15 protein-coding genes are annotated in these 16584 nt (G+C 48.6%); 7 read left to right on the top strand and 8 right to left on the bottom strand.

The window, feature by feature from the left end:
- Positions 1-4: 4 nt before the first annotated feature.
- On the top strand, positions 5-385 hold the full coding sequence (locus MKX30_RS22985; RefSeq protein ID WP_023986688.1) for a TIGR02328 family protein: 381 nt from the start codon (positions 5-7) through the stop codon (positions 383-385).
- Between the two features lie 104 nt (positions 386-489).
- On the opposite strand, the gene MKX30_RS22980 is transcribed toward MKX30_RS22985, so the two are convergent.
- Positions 490-1164: an NAD(P)H-dependent oxidoreductase gene (locus MKX30_RS22980; protein ID WP_028541224.1), complete on the bottom strand. Its 675-nt coding sequence runs from the start codon at positions 1162-1164 to the stop codon at positions 490-492.
- A 189-nt stretch (positions 1165-1353) separates the two neighbouring features.
- Here MKX30_RS22980 and MKX30_RS22975 point away from each other — a divergent pair, with 189 nt between their 5' ends.
- On the top strand, positions 1354-1737 hold the full coding sequence (locus tag MKX30_RS22975) for a winged helix-turn-helix transcriptional regulator (RefSeq protein WP_023986690.1): 384 nt from the start codon (positions 1354-1356) through the stop codon (positions 1735-1737).
- A 98-nt stretch (positions 1738-1835) separates the two neighbouring features.
- Here the strand turns inward: MKX30_RS22975 and MKX30_RS22970 are convergent, their stop codons facing one another.
- From MKX30_RS22970 to MKX30_RS22950, 5 genes are all read right to left on the bottom strand, one after another.
- Positions 1836-3083, bottom strand: a complete 1248-nt coding sequence (locus MKX30_RS22970) for a stalk domain-containing protein (protein ID WP_023986691.1) — start codon at positions 3081-3083, stop codon at positions 1836-1838.
- Between the two features lie 236 nt (positions 3084-3319).
- Positions 3320-4069, bottom strand: coding sequence for a YcnI family copper-binding membrane protein (locus MKX30_RS22965; protein ID WP_071559430.1), 750 nt, complete (start codon positions 4067-4069; stop codon positions 3320-3322).
- A 31-nt stretch (positions 4070-4100) separates the two neighbouring features.
- A complete protein-coding gene (locus MKX30_RS22960) occupies positions 4101-5819 on the bottom strand; it encodes a copper resistance CopC/CopD family protein (RefSeq protein ID WP_023986693.1) in 1719 nt (572 codons plus the stop codon).
- A 254-nt stretch (positions 5820-6073) separates the two neighbouring features.
- On the bottom strand, positions 6074-7924 hold the full coding sequence (locus MKX30_RS22955; RefSeq protein ID WP_081365925.1) for a bifunctional diguanylate cyclase/phosphohydrolase: 1851 nt from the start codon (positions 7922-7924) through the stop codon (positions 6074-6076).
- 282 nt (positions 7925-8206) lie between these two features.
- On the bottom strand, positions 8207-8800 hold the full coding sequence (locus MKX30_RS22950) for a DUF5317 domain-containing protein (protein ID WP_025723384.1): 594 nt from the start codon (positions 8798-8800) through the stop codon (positions 8207-8209).
- A gap of 202 nt (positions 8801-9002) precedes the next feature.
- Between MKX30_RS22950 and MKX30_RS22945 the strand changes: the two genes are divergently transcribed.
- From MKX30_RS22945 to nfsA, 5 genes are all read left to right on the top strand, one after another.
- Positions 9003-10232 (top strand): multidrug effflux MFS transporter, encoded by a 1230-nt coding sequence (locus MKX30_RS22945; protein ID WP_069080873.1) that lies wholly within the window; start codon positions 9003-9005, stop codon positions 10230-10232.
- 116 nt (positions 10233-10348) lie between these two features.
- Positions 10349-10699 carry a metal-sensitive transcriptional regulator gene (locus tag MKX30_RS22940; RefSeq protein WP_013308456.1) on the top strand — a complete coding sequence of 117 codons (351 nt, stop codon included), beginning with the start codon at positions 10349-10351 and terminating at the stop codon, positions 10697-10699.
- Positions 10700-10754: 55 nt separating this feature from the next.
- Positions 10755-10955 carry a copper ion binding protein gene (locus MKX30_RS22935; RefSeq protein ID WP_013308457.1) on the top strand — a complete coding sequence of 67 codons (201 nt, stop codon included), beginning with the start codon at positions 10755-10757 and terminating at the stop codon, positions 10953-10955.
- Positions 10956-11068: 113 nt separating this feature from the next.
- Positions 11069-13525: a heavy metal translocating P-type ATPase gene (locus MKX30_RS22930; RefSeq protein ID WP_068941044.1), complete on the top strand. Its 2457-nt coding sequence runs from the start codon at positions 11069-11071 to the stop codon at positions 13523-13525.
- Positions 13526-13810: 285 nt separating this feature from the next.
- Positions 13811-14554, top strand: a complete 744-nt coding sequence (gene nfsA, locus MKX30_RS22925) for an oxygen-insensitive NADPH nitroreductase (RefSeq protein ID WP_341063579.1) — start codon at positions 13811-13813, stop codon at positions 14552-14554.
- 182 nt (positions 14555-14736) lie between these two features.
- Here nfsA and MKX30_RS22920 read toward each other — a convergent pair whose 3' ends face one another.
- Complete coding sequence (locus MKX30_RS22920; protein WP_075153605.1) at positions 14737-15609, bottom strand: TatD family hydrolase; 873 nt, start codon at positions 15607-15609, stop codon at positions 14737-14739.
- Positions 15602-16552: an ABC transporter ATP-binding protein gene (locus tag MKX30_RS22915; protein WP_264454786.1), complete on the bottom strand. Its 951-nt coding sequence runs from the start codon at positions 16550-16552 to the stop codon at positions 15602-15604. Before MKX30_RS22915 ends, MKX30_RS22920 begins: the two co-directional genes overlap by 8 nt.
- Positions 16553-16584: the final 32 nt, after the last annotated feature.

Below are 16584 nucleotides of genomic sequence, written 5' to 3'. Positions count from 1 at the left end.
AAGCATGAGGCTTTGGCATGAACATTTAATCGACAGGTTACCCCGTCCGCAACTGTTGGGGCAACATCGTGAGTGCTGTGCCCTGCGCGGGAATGGGTGGGGCAAGCCACACGCCACCGTGAATTATGTGTTCGATTATCACCCAATGCTGCTGGTGCGCTATCATAGGCTCATTATGGACGAAATGAAAAGCAGAGGGTACAATGTTGATCCACTATGGGAACAGCCGTTGTATCGCGGTAAGCAGTGTGAGCCTTGGGAGGCGGAGCTGGGTGAGGAACTGGCAGGCGCGGGTGCATATGTGGAGCATGACGATGAGTATATGAAGGAGTGCCTGGATAACCTGGCTTCCAAGGGTATTTTAATAGAGATTGAAGTGACCTAAAAAAGACGGGCTGCGGTATGTTCATCATTCAGATGAAGTGCCGCAAGCCCGCTTTTTTGATGCTTCAGTGTTCAGTGCTTGGGGGAGAGACTCGGGATATTAGATTACAGAATCCAGCGGGTGACCTTTTCCAGCGGTTGTCTGGATTTTTCCCGCTTGGGTTCATGAGCGCGATAACCGAAGGCAGCAATGACTGAAATATCGAGCAGCCCGTTTTCTAGCAGTCCTTCTTCCTCCAAAATGGCATGCACCTGATCGTAGTTAAAGCCCTCAATTGGACAGGAATCAATACCGATCTGAGCCGCCGCTGTCATCATATTGCCTAAGGCAATGTAGGTTTGCTTGGAAGCCCAGTCAAATAACGTACGTTCGTTTTCCAGTAAGCGTTGATTTTCACCCTGGAAAATCTTATAGCGGCCTGGCAGTGAGGCAAAGTCCTCCTCAGACATACCTTTAACCTCTTTATACATATACTCCACGTAAGGAGAATCATAACGAACATCCTTGCGCGCCAAAATCAGGACGACGTGGCTAGCCGCAGGAATCTGCTTTTGACCGCCGCTGGAAACTGCAGCCAGCTTTTCTCTCAATGCCTGATTTTGTACAACTACAAACTGCCATGGTTCAAAACCAACGGAGCTTGGAGAAAGTCGCCCGGTTTCGAGAATGAACTGAAAATCCTCTTCTGGTATGATGCGATTGGGATCGAATTCTTTCGTGGCGTGCCTGAACAGAAAGGCGTCCAGAATTTCCTGTTTTTTAGCTGATGTATTAGACATAAAATGTACTCCTTTTGATATGGGTTTAGTTGGTACTCTATGGGTTTTCTGCTACTATAATGAGAGCTGATATCGAATATATAGTTATCATATAGAAAGTTTTTGCAGGGAACAAGTACGCACATATTTGTTCCTTGTCATGCGTCTGGGGCTATTGGTTTACACATTCTACAGAAAGAAGGGGTATACATGGCACAGGAGATGGAACATGCAGTTAGCGTTAATTTTGGATGTCCGGTAGCGAAAACCGTCGGGGTTATAGGCGGCAAGTGGAAGGGAGTCATCTTGTATCATTTGACGACAGGACCGCGGCGCTATAACGAAATTCGACGGACCTTGCCTAATATTACACAGCGGATGCTAACCTTGCAGTTGCGTGAACTGGAGAGAGATGGCATTGTGCACCGTGAAATTTATAATGAGAACCCACCGCGTGTCGAATACTCGCTTACCCCGTTGGGAGATACGTTAAGGCCGTTGCTGGATTTTATGAGAGACTGGGGGATCTTCTATGGAGAACAGGGTTGCGAGCCTGTGACGACAACTTCCAAATCAGGCAAGCACTTTTGTTAAAGGGCATAAAGAAAGCCCGCCAAATGATTTCATAGAAGACGCATAAGAAATCATTAGCGGGCGGAATAAGGTCTGGGTTATTTAGATAAAATGTACACTTATTTAAACTCGATGGCTTCGTTCATCTGCGCCCAAGCCGTTTCTCCAATGATGCCCAAGCGCCAGATAGCGATTCCTTTGAGGTCATAACGTTTGGCTAAACCGATCTTGGCGTTAACGGTGCTATCTTTTTCACTACCCATCGAAATCCCCAAAATGAGCTTGTCGCGCGAGGTTTCCTTCAAGGCCAGTTGTATGGCTTCATCCACTTTATCCAAAGGCTCAGGCGTAGCCTTTTGTCCGTAATCATAGGCCATGATGATCAGATCGTCCGCCAGATTGCCCAGCGTTTTGTAGTCATAGCCAGAGTAAGAGCTGTTCAGCGGATGTAGAACGACGGTGAGCTTGAGTCCAGCCTGATGCGCTTTGGCCGATAACTTTTGAATAAAGGCGTTGTAGTCTGAACGCGCTTTGGCTTTATCGCCGCTCCAGCCCAATCCTTCCAGATCTAGCGTAATGCCTTTAAATTGTTTGTCGGTGGCGGTACTGACGATTTGGGAAATGGTTTGTTCTTGAAGCTGCGCATTTTCCAAAACCTTGGTCAGTTCGTGATTGCCATCTCCGGAATAGACCATCAGGTAAGGGGAAGTCCCCTGGCTGTCTGCCTCCTGCACAATGGACTCCGGCGTTACGGTTCCAGCGGCTTGAGGCCATTTGTATTCCTTGCCGTTTGTCGTAAATTGTCCGTTCGTATCAATTCGACTCCAGCCGAAGGCAACTGCGTTAAAATCCGGTATTTTGGATTTTTGGTCAAAGGAAGACAGCGCATAGAAGCCTACTGTATACATAGCTTCACGTGGCGATGTAATGGAGACCGTCCGTGTTCCCTGGTTCCAGTTCACCGTGGCTCCAAACTGCTGCCCGAAAAAGCCCAGCGGAATCATGGTGCTGCCGTGCACGGTTTGCGGAGCGGCTGTTAGTTGAACCGTTTGTCCGTCCACTGTGGCATTGCGGCTACCCATCTTTAGAACCACCTGTTTGGTAGCAGAGCCTTGCGCTTTGGTAGCAGTGATGCTTTGGCTGGCTTGATCCCATTTCACTGTAATGCCGAGAGCCTCAGAAATAGCGCGAAAGGGAACCATGGTCGTGCCGTTCATCATGGCAGGTTGTACGGGGAACGGTAATGGATATCCGTCCAGCATAATGCTGATCTTGCCGGTCTCGGCTTGTGCCAAGGGGCTATAGATGCCCGCTGCGGTACTCAGGAAAATAGCGCTAGATAACAGAGCCTTATTTACGATTTTCATCCTATGATCTCCTATGCTCAATAGATTGCAATGCTATCATGTTAGAATCGTGAGGTATCTACCATTTTACCAAAAAAATGATAGAAAGGTGAATGTGAAATAATAGGATGAGATGAATTTGAATATGTATTAAAGCTGAATATTAATCGTGTTCTTTCATACAAAAAAGCTGACCCCTTTAACTAGGTGTCAGCTTTTTCTTTTTAAAACGATCTTAACTTTATACGTAACCCAGATTACTTGCGGCGCTTGAGTGCAATGCCGACAGCTGCGGCACCAAGAACGACTGCAATGATCGAGAGGACGAGTGCTGTCGTTTGTGTAGTAGAGCTGGCAGGAGCAGAAGCAGCAGGGGCAGCTTCTACAGCATTGTTCGAAGCAGGTGCGGGACTGCTGCTATCTTTAGTCGTATCTGTGCTCGCGTGGCCTGCTGCCGTACCCGTCGAATCGTGTCCGCTGTCTGCGGCAGGGGCAGGAGTTGCGGACGTGGCATCTGCCGTGATTTCGGTAATGGAATGAGGGTTGTTACTTCCTTCGTCGCCTGTCCATTCCACAATACTTCCGTCACTATAATATTGGAAGGCGTCCCAGGCTGCTGCGGTATTCTGGTCTGCATTTTGCGCTACAAAGCTGAAACGCTGATACTGACCCGCTTGAATGCCGTCTTTTTCAGTCGTCCAGGTTACGGTGGTTACTTTGCCAGAGCTGTCTTTTTCGGTGGCTACCTTCCAATTCGGTACAGGCTCGTATTGTTTGAAAACGACCTCTTTCGGAATTTTCAAGGCGACTTTGGTGGTTGGAATGTTTTTTTCCACGGGTACTTTCAATGTGTACGTTTCCCATGCATTAGGTTGTGAAATAGAAGGCTTAACTGTCACATGTGCACTGGCCATGCCTGCAAAAAGTAAGGCACCCGCCGCAATTAGACCCACAGAGGTTGCAAACCTGGAAAATCTGGATTTTGCTGTTTGAATCGTTGTATTCATATTCATTTCGCTCCTTTTAAGTATAAAATAATTATTTTTTACCGCCTACATGCAGGGTAAATTCAGCATCAACCGCATCGAGTGATGCCGTCAGAGCATGTACTTTTACCGCCCATGTTCCTTCGGAGGTCATCAATTCCTGACTGCGGAATGGTTGTTGTTGCTTTACGGGCAGAACAAATTCCTGTTGATCTTGGTCAGGGTCCGCTGGAGTGAGCGTTAACGTGACCTGCTGGATTCCCGAAACGGCAGCACCCTTGCTATCCTGAACGGATACCTTAAATTCATTGCTGCCCACAGCATTGGGGCTGACTGCCAGTGTAACGTTATATTCGCCCGTAGTGCGAGTCTCCTCAAACGGTACAGCAGGTGCCTGGCCGGGTGACAGGTGAGTGAGCACCGCGGTCAACAGCATCACGAGCAGGCCGACGGACAACTCGGCACGCAATCCCCCAGCGGCTCGCTTGCTCGCCGCCGCTTGCCGTGCGCTGCGGAACTGGCTGGCCGCGAAGACCAGCATGACTAGCAGCAGCGCTGCTTTGCCGAGCAGAACGAGTCCATAGGACGTGTTCAGCAGCATGGAGGGAGCCGGAATGTACAGCACGGCTCCATATATACCGGTGGCGAGTAACGCTGCCACCATCGCAATGCCCCAGCCGGCGAAGCGGCGCAAGGCGGCTTGTCGCAGAGTTGCCCGCTCGGATACGGGCAACTCTGCTCCGGCAACAGGCAGGCACACGACCATGACGGCAAGTGAGCCGATCCAAAAGGCTGCTGCCGCGAGATGGACGAAGTCCGCCGCAATGGCTGGAGCTGGATGCGTAGCCGCTGCCGGATGGCCGACAAAGGCTTTGGACAGCATGAGGCATAGCGTTAGGAGAGCTGAGCTGTAGCCCCAAAGACGGCGCTGGCGATTCGAAATGCTGTGATCCAGCGCGTAAATCAGCGTTACGCTTAGGAGTAGCACGAGAATCATCTGGATAAACCAAATTTGTCCGGCTCCAGTAAACTGGAGAGCTTCTCCCAGAATCGGGAATGAGAAGCCCTCCCTGATGGAAACCCCGGCATCCCATGAAGCCTGAAGTGGCAGGCTGATCAGAATGGCGGCAGACGTTATGCCGTAGCCGCTCCATAGCAACTTAGTCCAGCGGGGCAATGTTTCAAAGGGCCGCTGATTTTGCTTATGCTGTTCACTTCGATTCTTGTCTTGGCTTATGCTCGGTAAGATGAACAGCCGGAAACAAATCGCTCCAAAAAGCAGCGATAGTCCTATGTAAAGAAACCAACGGACAGCGATTAAGTCGATTCGTGATGTCCCTGAGCCTTCAGATGCGGCAGCTTGATGGGTAGGCGCATTGGAACCGCTGCCTACTTGAAATGGAATAACTCCATTAACCGGATGTCCGTCTGCGGATAAAGCTCTCCAATTGACGGAGTAAATTCCATTTTTCATCCCTGGAATCAATTGGATTTCCATGGTGGATTTGTGATTCGGGTCAAGCTGTGCTTTTCCTGTGTCGACCCGCTTGCCTGTTTCATCGGTCACTTTGATCGACATGAAGGCAGATTGCAAATCTTCATTGAAGGTGATGGTCACCTGAGAAGGCGACTTGTCCAAAACCTGATTTTCGGTCGGACTGGATTCAATGACAAATGCATGAGCCCACGAAGAGTGAGGAAACAGGATCAGAAGGGGGAGACACAGCAATAAAAGACAAGCCACACGGGCTGGTCTGGACAGGTACAACATGCCTGTGAAGTCACCTTCTCTCGATTACTTGAAGCGAGGATATCCCCATTTGTAACATTTTATACGGACAAACCCCTTCCTATCTTAATCATAGTGCATATAGCGTGAATAGATGGAGCGAATTATGACATTTATATGAAATTTGAAATAATAAGCATTATACAAAATGCCAATCATATGAAAACCCCTAGCGTGGTTGAATTCAGGACGATTTCAACCACGCTAGGGGCAAAGAGGAAGAGCCTATGAAGGAACTAGAGCCCTGTTTCCATGAGATCCGTGAAAGCAGATTGCTTATGTTGAATATAATGGATAAAAATAGCCGTTAGTTTGGGATCGAATTGGCTACCCGAGCAGGCACGTAGTTCTTCAATGGCCTCCTCGAACGTTTTGGTGGGTTGATAGGGGCGCTCGGTTGTCATCGCGTCAAAAGAGTCGATGATCGTCAGCATCCGACATAAACGTGGAATTTGCTCGCCCTTAAAGCCAAACGGATAGCCTCCTCCGTCATAACGTTCATGATGCAGCTCCACAAAAGGAACCAAATCTATGAATCGTTCGTTGGCTTCGACAATACGTTTGCCCCACATGACATGCGCTTGCACCATCTGCCATTCCTCACCGGACAGTTTCTCTTTTTTATTGAGGATATTCCAGGGAATCTCCAGTTTACCAATGTCATGAATGAGGGCACCTAGTATGAAACGCCGCTTATCCTCCGGTCCGAGCTGAAGTACATCGCTCATGTCTGCTGCATATCTGAAAACCCGCTTGGAATGCTTGAAAGTGTTAATATCCTTGTACAAGAACAAATTAAGCTGCTGCTCAAGATCGCGAATATCCTGCCCCAGATCGACCTCGCGCTCCACTTCATTTAAACTTCCGTGCGTATGAACGATGTTTTTGCCCTGTTTCTTGGCGTAGTACAGGGCTTTATCCGCCAGATCGACCAGCTGTGACTTGTCGTAGATGTCAATGCGACTTTGTGCAATACCTGCGGAGAAGGACAGACAGCCATGCGGAAAAATTTCAACACCCTCATAACGAGAATCATTTAATCTTTTTCGAATAGCATTGACTGTTTCATATGCTTGTTCAGCGGTATGCTCGGGCATAAGCAGAGTAAATTCTTCTCCACCGTAGCGGGATACGGTGATGTGGGTGCCGGAGGTTTCCTTCTTAAGAAACTCACCGAGAAATCCCAGTAGCTGATCGCCTTTAAGATGACCGAAATGATCATTGTATTTTTTGAAATCATCAATATCAATCAGCGCCAGACTGAGAGGAGTATTCTCGGATCGGGATATATTCAATTCAGCTTCAAGTGTATTTTCAAAGTAGCTGTGATTGTATAGCCCTGTTCTGCGATCCATGTTCGCTTTTTCTTCGATTTCCCGATACAGCGTGAACATTTGCTTGAATGCGTGAGACAGGAGCATGCTTAGCCCAAGGAACAGCAAAAGTCCTAAAATGCCGTTGTTATAAATCAGTGTAGTCAATACCAAAGACAGAATGAGTGTACATAAGTATACGAGCAGGGATTCAGCCAAAAAAGCCTGTTTAAGCTCATTGAAGGACCCTTTGTATGCGATATAAAAGTAGATGCCCAGTGTGATGGTGTTCACCGCAAAGTAGCAAATCAACGCCAGCAGGTAGGAAGCGAAATGATCTTGGTTTAAAGCTCCCTGCGTTCCGCCGCTTAGTTCAAATACTGTTGAAGACAGGAAAATGGAAAGGGCGTAAATGGAAAAATTGACGGTATGCTTCCACCAGGACAGCTCTGTGTGCCGGAACATGGCAATGATTACATTTAACAACAAAATCAGAATAGCAATTTCGGTGCCATGCACAAAAATACAAGCCAGATACACGGAGGAATCCATGGACTGCTTGTTACTGGCCGGTGGTAGCTGGAATGTAAAATGCTCCAGAATCAGAACTGCTCCCAATAGGGAATAGATCGTGACCCACTCTGTTGTCGTATAGTGCAAAAAGGACCATTGGTTCGTATACAGGAGGACGATCACGCCTGCCAAACATATGAAAAACACATATATTCCCGTCGCGGTAACCCGTTCTTGCAGCTTTTTTATTATACTCATCATTTCTTCTCCTGCCTTGTCGTATCTTGATGTCAAAGCTACCAGGGGTGAATGGGATAATTTACAATTTTGTAATCGAAAATTTCACATGAAAAAACAGGCCGGAATCCAGCCTGTTTTGTTGAGCCTGTGCTTCCTTTTTTTCTTATCGGTGACTAGCCCCCGATTTTGTAACCGGAAGTCAAAGCAATTATGACAGAAGCTACGATAATAGCATTGATAATCACACGGGAGTATTTCAAGTTTTTCATAGGGTTCCCTCCCTTCCTTGGAATAAGGTGTGCACTAGGCGTGGCGGGGATTGGTTTCTTGCTGCTTATCCTTAGTTCTCTTCACGACCATAATGCTTTGGATAAACAGGAACATCCCGAAATTCATGACAACATCTCCAATACTAATTACCTGCGTGCGGGGATAGGGCTTGGAGAGAGGAATAATGTCACCAAGCAATGATAGACGCGTGCTCGCATCCATCATGTAATGTTTCGAGATGACACTTCCGGATTTAAGCATATCTGTATAATAGGGACCCAGCACCTCCGAAGCGCTCAACGAGACCGGCATCCTGCCGCCATTCACCGCCATAACGATAAAATTCATCAATACGCCGATTATAATAAGCTTGAATCCCTTATGATGTCTGTTCAACCAGAGAAATATCAATCCAACCACGTAGACTCCCATAAATAGATACCCGTTAATGGCTGCCAGCCAAGCCCACTTTTCCTGGAAATAAAAAATAATGAATTGTACCAGCAGCAGCACGGGGAACATCCAGCCGGCTATAAGGCGAATTTGACTGAAACGGATCAGACCTTGCCGCCAGCCTCCTCTGAACAGACCTACAATGAGACCTAGTAGCACTCCATCATAGACCATTATCATTCTCCAGATTCCACAAATTTTTTGTTTTGGTTACCGTATAATTCGACCTGAAATTGGTAAATTCCTGCCTGATATATAGCAGTTTTGAAAAAAAATTGCGGATTAGCGTGTAATTATTCGAAGCCAGACGAAATGAGTGATATCATGATACATTGAAGTAATTATTTATATTTTTTTGAAAAGGATGATTATTATTATGAACCGGTTATCCAATACTGTTATGGTTGCCGCAGATATGACCAAATCGCGAATATTATGGATCGCCTTTGTCCTGGGTGCATTGAGTGCTTTCGGGCCGTTGTCCATAGATATGTATTTGCCGTCGCTGCCTACATTAGCGAACAATTTGCATACGACCACTTCGCTGGCGCAGCTTAGTTTAACCGCCTGTCTGTTGGGACTGGCCGTTGGCCAGATCGTTGCTGGTCCGCTTAGCGACGTAAGGGGTCGCAGAGGACCGCTGGTGATCTCGCTCATTCTGTACGCTGCTGCTTCGCTGTTATGTGTGTTTGCGCCGAATATCGGTATGCTCATTGTGCTTCGCTTTATTCAAGGGCTTACGGGGTCGGCGGGGATCGTGATTTCCAGAGCTGTAGCCCGTGATCTATACTCGGGCAAAGAGTTGACACGTTTTTTCTCACTACTTATGCTGGTGAACGGCGTGGCCCCCATCGCTGCACCAGTACTGGGCGGTGTCATTTTGAACTTTGTTTCCTGGCGTGGTGTATTCATGGTGCTTTGTGTAGTCGGCGTGGCTATGCTGATTGCCGTCGTATTGGGTTTGCCAGAAACGTTGCCAACTAACCGCCGCTCATCCGGTGGCTTGAAGCAGACGCTAGGAACACTCGGTCACTTGTTTGCCGATCGACGCTTTATGGGCTATGCCTTCTCACAGGCGCTGATTACAGGAGCGATGTTCGCGTATATCGCTGGCTCACCATTCGTGCTTCAGGATATTTTCGGGGTTTCTCCTCAGACGTATAGCATCATTTTTGCAGTGAATGGTTTGGGGATTGTACTGTTTTCGCAGTTGACGGGTAGACTCGTGGGTCGCTTCAGCGAACGACAGTTACTCTTGTCGGGTCTGGTAATTGCGGCTGTAGCCGGAATCAGCTTGCTTACTGTAGCCTTTATCGGAGGTCAATTGTTTGCTGTTTTAGTTCCTCTGTTTTTTGTCGTTTCCTGCGTAGGGATTGTAAGTACAACGACGACTTCATTGGCAATGCAGAGTCAACAGCGCTCCGCAGGCAGTGCGTCCGCCATGCTTGGTTTGCTGCCTCTATTGCTTGGTTCCATCGCTTCACCGCTAGTAGGTTTGGGGAGTGGAACAACTCCCGTACCGATGGCGATCGTTATAGCTATAGCCGAGGTTGGTGCGCTATTAAGCTTTGTCGTACTTGCTAAGGAAGCACGCGCGAAGGCTTAAAATAGGGCGAAAAAGTGACATTTTTCTAGTATGTTGACATACCCCATGGGGGTATATTATGATAAGGATATAACAAATGCATAAATGCATATATACACCACACAGGAGGCTGATGTATGGCTGAGGAGCAACCTGTTTCCCACACTGAAGTCCATGAGAATCACTGTGGAACAGATGGGGAAAAGACAGTTAGAAAAAGTCATCATTCGGCAGAGTTCAAGAACAGCCTCGTATCCCGGTTGAACCGTATTGAAGGTCAGGTTCGCGGAATTAAGGGCTTGATTGAGAAGGATACCTACTGTGACGATGTACTGAACCAGATTGCGGCTGTCCAGTCCGCGCTGAATGGTGTCGGTAAGCTGCTGCTGGAAGGGCATATGAAAAGCTGTGTCATTGAGCGCATGCAGGCAGGAGAGCAGGAAGTGATTGACGAGCTGCTGGTTACGGTCAAGAAGCTAATCCGTTAAGAGTAGTATTCATACACATTATGGGTACGGAAGTATCCCTGAGGAGGAAAAGAAAATGGCACAAGTTACATTGAACGTAGAAGGCATGAGCTGCAATCATTGCGTGAAGGCAGTAGAAGGAGCTTTGGAGAAAGTTGGCGCTACCGGCAAGGTCAGCCTCGAAACGAAGCAAGTGAATGTAGAATATGACGAGTCCAAGCTGAACGTTGAGGCTCTGAAAACAGCCATTGAAGACCAGGGCTATGATGTTGTTTAAGCTGAAGATGCTTTATGTGTGAACAGACTTGTTTCGAAGGAGAAGCTTCCATATTAGAAGCTTTTTCTTTTTGGATATGATATACCCCACTGGGGTATAGGAGGAGGATTACCATGGAAAACCGTGCGACCGACGGTGACAAGCAGACAACGCTTCATATTACGGGGATGTCTTGTGCCGCTTGCGCAAGCCGTATTGAGAAAGGTTTAAATCGAATAGACGGTGTGGCACAGGCTAATGTGAATTTGGCTTTGGAGCAGGCGTCGATATCCTATGATCCCAAGCAGGTGGAGATCCCTGAGTTTCGCGATAAAATTGCTTCTCTTGGGTTTGGAACTGTAAGTGAAGAAGCCAATCTGAATGTGACGGGCATGACTTGCGCGGCCTGTGCAACCCGGATTGAAAAGGGATTGAATCGGATGCCTGGTGTAACAGGTGCCACGGTAAATTTGGCGATGGAAACAGCTCATGTGGAATATGCAGCTGGGAGTATTGCGGTTGGTGATCTGGTGAGCAAGATTGAACAGCTAGGCTACGGAGCGATTCCGCAGAGCGCTGAGGACAATATTGCGGATGTGCGCAGTAAGGATATCCATCGTAAAAAATGGAAGTGGATTGTGTCTGCAGTGCTGTCATTTCCGTTGTTGTGGGCAATGGTGGCTCATTTTTCCTTTACATCATGGATTTATGTGCCAGAACTGTTCTTGAATCCATGGTTCCAACTAGTGCTGACAACGCCGATTCAGTTCGTCATTGGTTGGCAGTTTTATGTGGGCGCGTACAAAGCGCTTCGTAACGGCAGTTCGAATATGGATGTGTTAGTTGCACTGGGTACATCTGCGGCTTATTTTTACAGCTTGTACCTTACTCTGCGTCCGTCTGATGTCATGGAGGGAATGGCGGGAATGCCTGTCATGACCATGCCAGAGCTGTATTACGAGACAAGCGCGGTGCTAATTACGCTTATTTTGGTTGGTAAATGGTTCGAAGCGGTAGCCAAAGGGCGTTCGTCCGAGGCGATCAAGAGCCTGATGAGTCTACAGGCAACGACGGCACGTGTAGTACGTGATGAACAAGAGCTTGATATACCAATCGAACAGGTACGTGTGAAGGATATCTTTATTGTACGACCCGGCGAGAAAATTCCTGTCGATGGTGTGGTCGTGGACGGACGTTCGGCAGTGGACGAATCTATGTTAAGTGGTGAGAGTCTTCCGGTTGAAAAAGAAGCAGGTTCCGCAGTTACAGGGGCGACGCTCAATAAAAACGGGGTACTACGTATCCAGGCTGAGCGTGTGGGTGGTGATACGGCGTTGGCCCGTATTATTAAGGTCGTGGAAGATGCGCAAAACTCCAAGGCTCCGATTCAGCGGATTGCGGATCAGATTTCCGGTATTTTTGTCCCCATTGTTGTTGTTATCGCTGTGTTGGCCTTTATCGTCTGGTTTTTCCTTGTGACGCCGACTGATTTTGCAGGCTCACTGGAGAAAATGATTGCAGTTCTCGTCATTGCTTGCCCTTGTGCGCTCGGATTGGCAACCCCAACGTCTATTATGGCAGGATCGGGACGTGCCGCTGAATACGGTATTCTGTTCAAGGGCGGCGAGCATTTGGAAATGACCCGTTCAGTCAACGCAGTGGTATTGGATAAGACAGGAACAGTTACGAACGGCAAGCCAGAGCTGACAGATGTTATGGTTGGTGCAAGCGGCTTGGCTGAAAACGATTTGCTGCGGTTGCTCGGTGCAGCAGAAAAAAGCTCGGAGCATCCGCTGGCGGAAGCCATTGTAAAGGGGATTGCAGATCGAGGAATTGAGCTGGTAGGACCGACAGATTTTGAAAATATTCCGGGTTATGGTGTGAAGGCTCATGTGGAAGGTAAGCAGGTATTGGCGGGTACACGCCGATTGATGAGCAGGGAAGGCATCGCGATAGATGACTCAGCTGAGCAGCATATGAATGAGCTGGAAAGCGCAGGGAAAACCGCGATGCTTGTTGCTGTGGATGGTTCCTATGCTGGACTGGTGGCCGTGGCGGATACGATTAAAGAAACGTCACGGGAGGCAGTTACCCGTCTGCGCGCGATGAACATTGAAGTGATCATGATTACGGGTGACAATGAACGGACTGCGCGGGCTGTTGCCGCCGAGGCTGGAATTGAACGAGTGCTGGCGGAGGTGCTGCCTGAAGGAAAGGCTGAAGAAGTGAAACGGCTTCAGGAGCAGGGCATGATCGTAGCTATGGTTGGGGATGGTATTAACGATGCGCCTGCGCTGGCTACTGCTAATATTGGGATGGCGATGGGCACGGGAACGGATGTGGCAATGGAGGCGGCGGATATTACCCTCATGCGTGGCAACCTGAACAGCATTCCTGATGCAATCGAAATGAGCCGCCGGACCATGACAAACATACGGCAAAATCTGTTTTGGGCGCTCGGTTATAACGTGATCGGTATTCCGATTGCCGCTTTGGGCTTCCTTGCCCCATGGTTGGCGGGAGCAGCCATGGCATTTAGCTCTGTTTCGGTCGTGCTGAATGCACTGCGTCTCCAACGGGTGAAGCTGTAAATGTATGGATGTATTAGCAGGATAGCGTACTGTCGGACATCTGTTGCGAGATAAAGTTATTATCAGAGTATAGAGCAAGTACGCACAATTGGTTTTCTGCGTGCTTGCTTTTTGTTGCGTTTGTTTTTTTAAACCATTCAACTTTCATCACGTCAGGTTGCTTATCATTCGCGAAAGTTCCATAATATTTGTAGGAGTGCCATGCAAGCATGCAAGAACTTCTTCGTATACTCACAGCTTGAAGTAGATAAAGAGCTTATATTATGGATTAGGAGTGAAGCAGTCATGAATGATACGATTTCCTTGTTGATGAATCACCGGTCTGTGCGAAAGTTCAAGTCAGACGCCGTTACCGACGAGCAGCTCGCAGCTATTGTGGCAGCTGGCCAAATGGCATCCTCGTCCAGCAATGTGCAGGCATATACCGTTATTGCCGTTACCGAGCCTTCTTTAAAAACAAAACTGGCCGAGTTGGTAGGAGGGCAGGCTTACGTTGAGCAATGCCCCGCGTTTCTGGTATGGTGCGCAGATCTGTATCGTTTGAAGCAGGTCACGCTCCACCATCAGCCAGGTCAGCCTTCCTATGAAGGTTCCGTTGAAAATTATACGGTTGCGACCATTGATGCCGCGTTAGCCGCACAAAATGCAGCGGTAGCCGCTGAATCACTGGGCCTGGGCATCGTCTACATCGGCGGCATTCGTACTAAAATAGCAGAGGTATCTGAGTTGTTAGGGTTGCCAGAGCTGGTGTATCCAGTGTTCGGTATGTGTATTGGTGTACCGGATCAGGAAACGGGCTTGCGTCCACGTCTTCCACTGTCCGGTGTTTTGCATATGAACGGTTACGACAAAAATCAGACGATGAAAGCTGTAGAGGTATACGATCACACATCAGCGGAATATTTGAAGGAACGTACAGGCGGTCAACGCTCTACGCCATGGTCTGAGCAAATGGCTGCGAGACTGACCGAGCCAGCGCGCTTGCAGTTGAAGCCATTTTTGGAACAGAAGGGTTTCTTGAAGCAATAAAAGCTGAGTGGCGACAAAAAACTCTGCAAAATACAAGTAGTATTTGAGCTATATACGTTTGAAAATACAAGAACCTCCTTATTTACGTATGATGAAGTCCCGCGTAAATAAGGAGGTTCTTTGCTTTGGTTGCATGTTGTGGTTGTAAACCTTCCAGTCAGTAAATAGCTGGTATGCCTTTATCAATCAGATAGTGAGTAAAAGCGTCTCGTATTTTCATAAAATAATTGACGGACGGCAGATTCATCTTGATGGGTCAGTTTGCTGTACGCACGAATGACGTCGGCAGTCATCCGGGGATGTGTCTCTTGTCCAGTAAAAGGTCCCTCGAACGGCCAAGGACCATCTGTCTCTGCCATGATCTGATCAGACGGATACTGTCTTGCCAAACTGCGGATCTCTTCTTCGTACAAGAGATCCGGTGTGAAGGAGACATAATAGCCGTTCCGGGCCATACGTTCGATCGTGGCGGTAGAGCCCTTGAACCAGTGAAAATGCGCCTGTGTGATGCCATGACGTTCCAAAAGGTCACAGGCGATGTCTGCGTCCTCATAAACGGCGTGCAGGACAATGGGCTTGTTATGCTTGCTTGCAAACTGGATAAAGCGCTCTAGTAGCACTATGTAGGGAGCGAGGTCAAAAGGTGAACCGCTCTGTGAGGCTTCCAGCCGATTGTAATAGGGCAAGCCGACTTCACCCACGGCGACCATCTGCTGTACATGTTCGTCCATCCAGTTGAACAAGAGTTCAAGCTCAGCTTGCGGTGGAAGAGCCTGTTCGGGATGAAAGCCAAAGGCTGGTCGTACCAGCCCGGGGTAACGCTTGGCTAACTGCAGATTGGCTCGGCTGGAGCCCAGATGCATCGACACGGCTATCACGGCTTGGACGCTGCTATTGGCAAGTGAAGCGAGCAATAATTCCTGTTGTTCGGGCGGGTAGCTGTCTACATGAATATGCGCGTCGATCAATGGAGCGGGTCCAATTGCGGTCAAATCCAAGCCTGGCTTTGTTTGGCTGTTCCATTTCAATGCACATCGAACTTTTACGTCACTCATGTCGATTCAATCCATCTTCCGGGATATTCTTGTGGACGCTCTGAGCATTGTCCATGTCGCCGTCCAGTTTATGTTTTTCCTCGCGCATCCAGCTGGTCATGGTCCGCTTCCATTCAATAAAGAGTGGATCGAGGGTGATTTCTTCCCTACGCGGGCGGGGAAAAGGGACATCTACGACATGCACCACTGAAGCAGGTCGCGCCGACAGCACATAGATGCGGTCGGAGAGCAGCAACGCTTCTTCAATGCTGTGGGTAATAAACAGCACAGAACGGCGGTTCTTTTCCCACATCCGTAATAACCATTGCTGCATGTCTGCACGTGTCAGCGCATCGAGTGCGCTGAACGGCTCATCCAGCAGCATTAATTCCTGTGGGCTGAGCAGTGCGCGAAGAAAGGCTGCGCGCTGTTGCATTCCACCAGACAGCGTATGTGGATACGCCTTGGCGAATTTACCAAGTCCAACCTGTTCGAGCCATTGCAAGGCTTCTTTGCGACGCTCGCGTTCACTGGCGTACTGAGGGGGTACTGCTGTATTTTTACGTGGAGCATTTTCCTGCCCAAGCAGTACGTTGTCCAGCGTGGTACGCCACGGGAAAAGGGCGGGCTGCTGCGGCATATAGCTGATATGCCCACGTTCACCAGTCATGTCCCGTCCGTGCATACGGATACGTCCCTGCTGTGGTTTGAGTAGCCCGCCGATGATGTGAAACAGCGTGCTTTTGCCGCTGCCTGACGGACCAATGAGGGAAACGAATTCTCCTGGCTTGACTGTGAGGGATACATCCTGCAGTACGGGCAGTAGGCTTCGCTTTTCGCGGAAGGCGAGGCTGATCCCGTCCAATTCCAAAGCAGGAGGAGCAGTTGATCGTCTCTGCTGTTCCCCGGTTCGTTGTTCATTAGCCACGTTGTGTGATGATAAGTCAGTCGGATGCAGACTCATACGCGCCACGTCCTTTCTTTGCTGTATGTAAT

This window comes from Paenibacillus sp. FSL P2-0173 (genome assembly GCF_038008045.1).
Taxonomy (GTDB): Bacteria; Bacillota; Bacilli; order Paenibacillales; family Paenibacillaceae; genus Paenibacillus; species Paenibacillus polymyxa_B.
This window is presented reverse-complemented; position numbering and strand designations above follow the sequence as displayed.

Excerpts from the sequence above, each read along its gene's own strand:
- MKX30_RS22985 (WP_023986688.1), top strand. The coding sequence starts at position 5 with ATGAGGCTTTGGCATGAACATTTAATCGACAGGTTACCCCGTCCGCAA.
- MKX30_RS22980 (WP_028541224.1), bottom strand. The coding sequence starts at position 1,164 with ATGTCTAATACATCAGCTAAAAAACAGGAAATTCTGGACGCCTTTCTG.
- MKX30_RS22975 (WP_023986690.1), top strand. The coding sequence starts at position 1,354 with ATGGCACAGGAGATGGAACATGCAGTTAGCGTTAATTTTGGATGTCCG.
- MKX30_RS22970 (WP_023986691.1), bottom strand. The coding sequence starts at position 3,083 with ATGAAAATCGTAAATAAGGCTCTGTTATCTAGCGCTATTTTCCTGAGT.
- MKX30_RS22965 (WP_071559430.1), bottom strand. The coding sequence starts at position 4,069 with ATGAATACAACGATTCAAACAGCAAAATCCAGATTTTCCAGGTTTGCA.
- MKX30_RS22960 (WP_023986693.1), bottom strand. The coding sequence starts at position 5,819 with ATGTTGTACCTGTCCAGACCAGCCCGTGTGGCTTGTCTTTTATTGCTG.
- MKX30_RS22955 (WP_081365925.1), bottom strand. The coding sequence starts at position 7,924 with ATGATGAGTATAATAAAAAAGCTGCAAGAACGGGTTACCGCGACGGGA.
- MKX30_RS22950 (WP_025723384.1), bottom strand. The coding sequence starts at position 8,800 with ATGGTCTATGATGGAGTGCTACTAGGTCTCATTGTAGGTCTGTTCAGA.
- MKX30_RS22945 (WP_069080873.1), top strand. The coding sequence starts at position 9,003 with ATGAACCGGTTATCCAATACTGTTATGGTTGCCGCAGATATGACCAAA.
- MKX30_RS22940 (WP_013308456.1), top strand. The coding sequence starts at position 10,349 with ATGGCTGAGGAGCAACCTGTTTCCCACACTGAAGTCCATGAGAATCAC.
- MKX30_RS22935 (WP_013308457.1), top strand. The coding sequence starts at position 10,755 with ATGGCACAAGTTACATTGAACGTAGAAGGCATGAGCTGCAATCATTGC.
- MKX30_RS22930 (WP_068941044.1), top strand. The coding sequence starts at position 11,069 with ATGGAAAACCGTGCGACCGACGGTGACAAGCAGACAACGCTTCATATT.
- nfsA (WP_341063579.1), top strand. The coding sequence starts at position 13,811 with ATGAATGATACGATTTCCTTGTTGATGAATCACCGGTCTGTGCGAAAG.
- MKX30_RS22920 (WP_075153605.1), bottom strand. The coding sequence starts at position 15,609 with ATGAGTGACGTAAAAGTTCGATGTGCATTGAAATGGAACAGCCAAACA.
- MKX30_RS22915 (WP_264454786.1), bottom strand. The coding sequence starts at position 16,552 with ATGAGTCTGCATCCGACTGACTTATCATCACACAACGTGGCTAATGAA.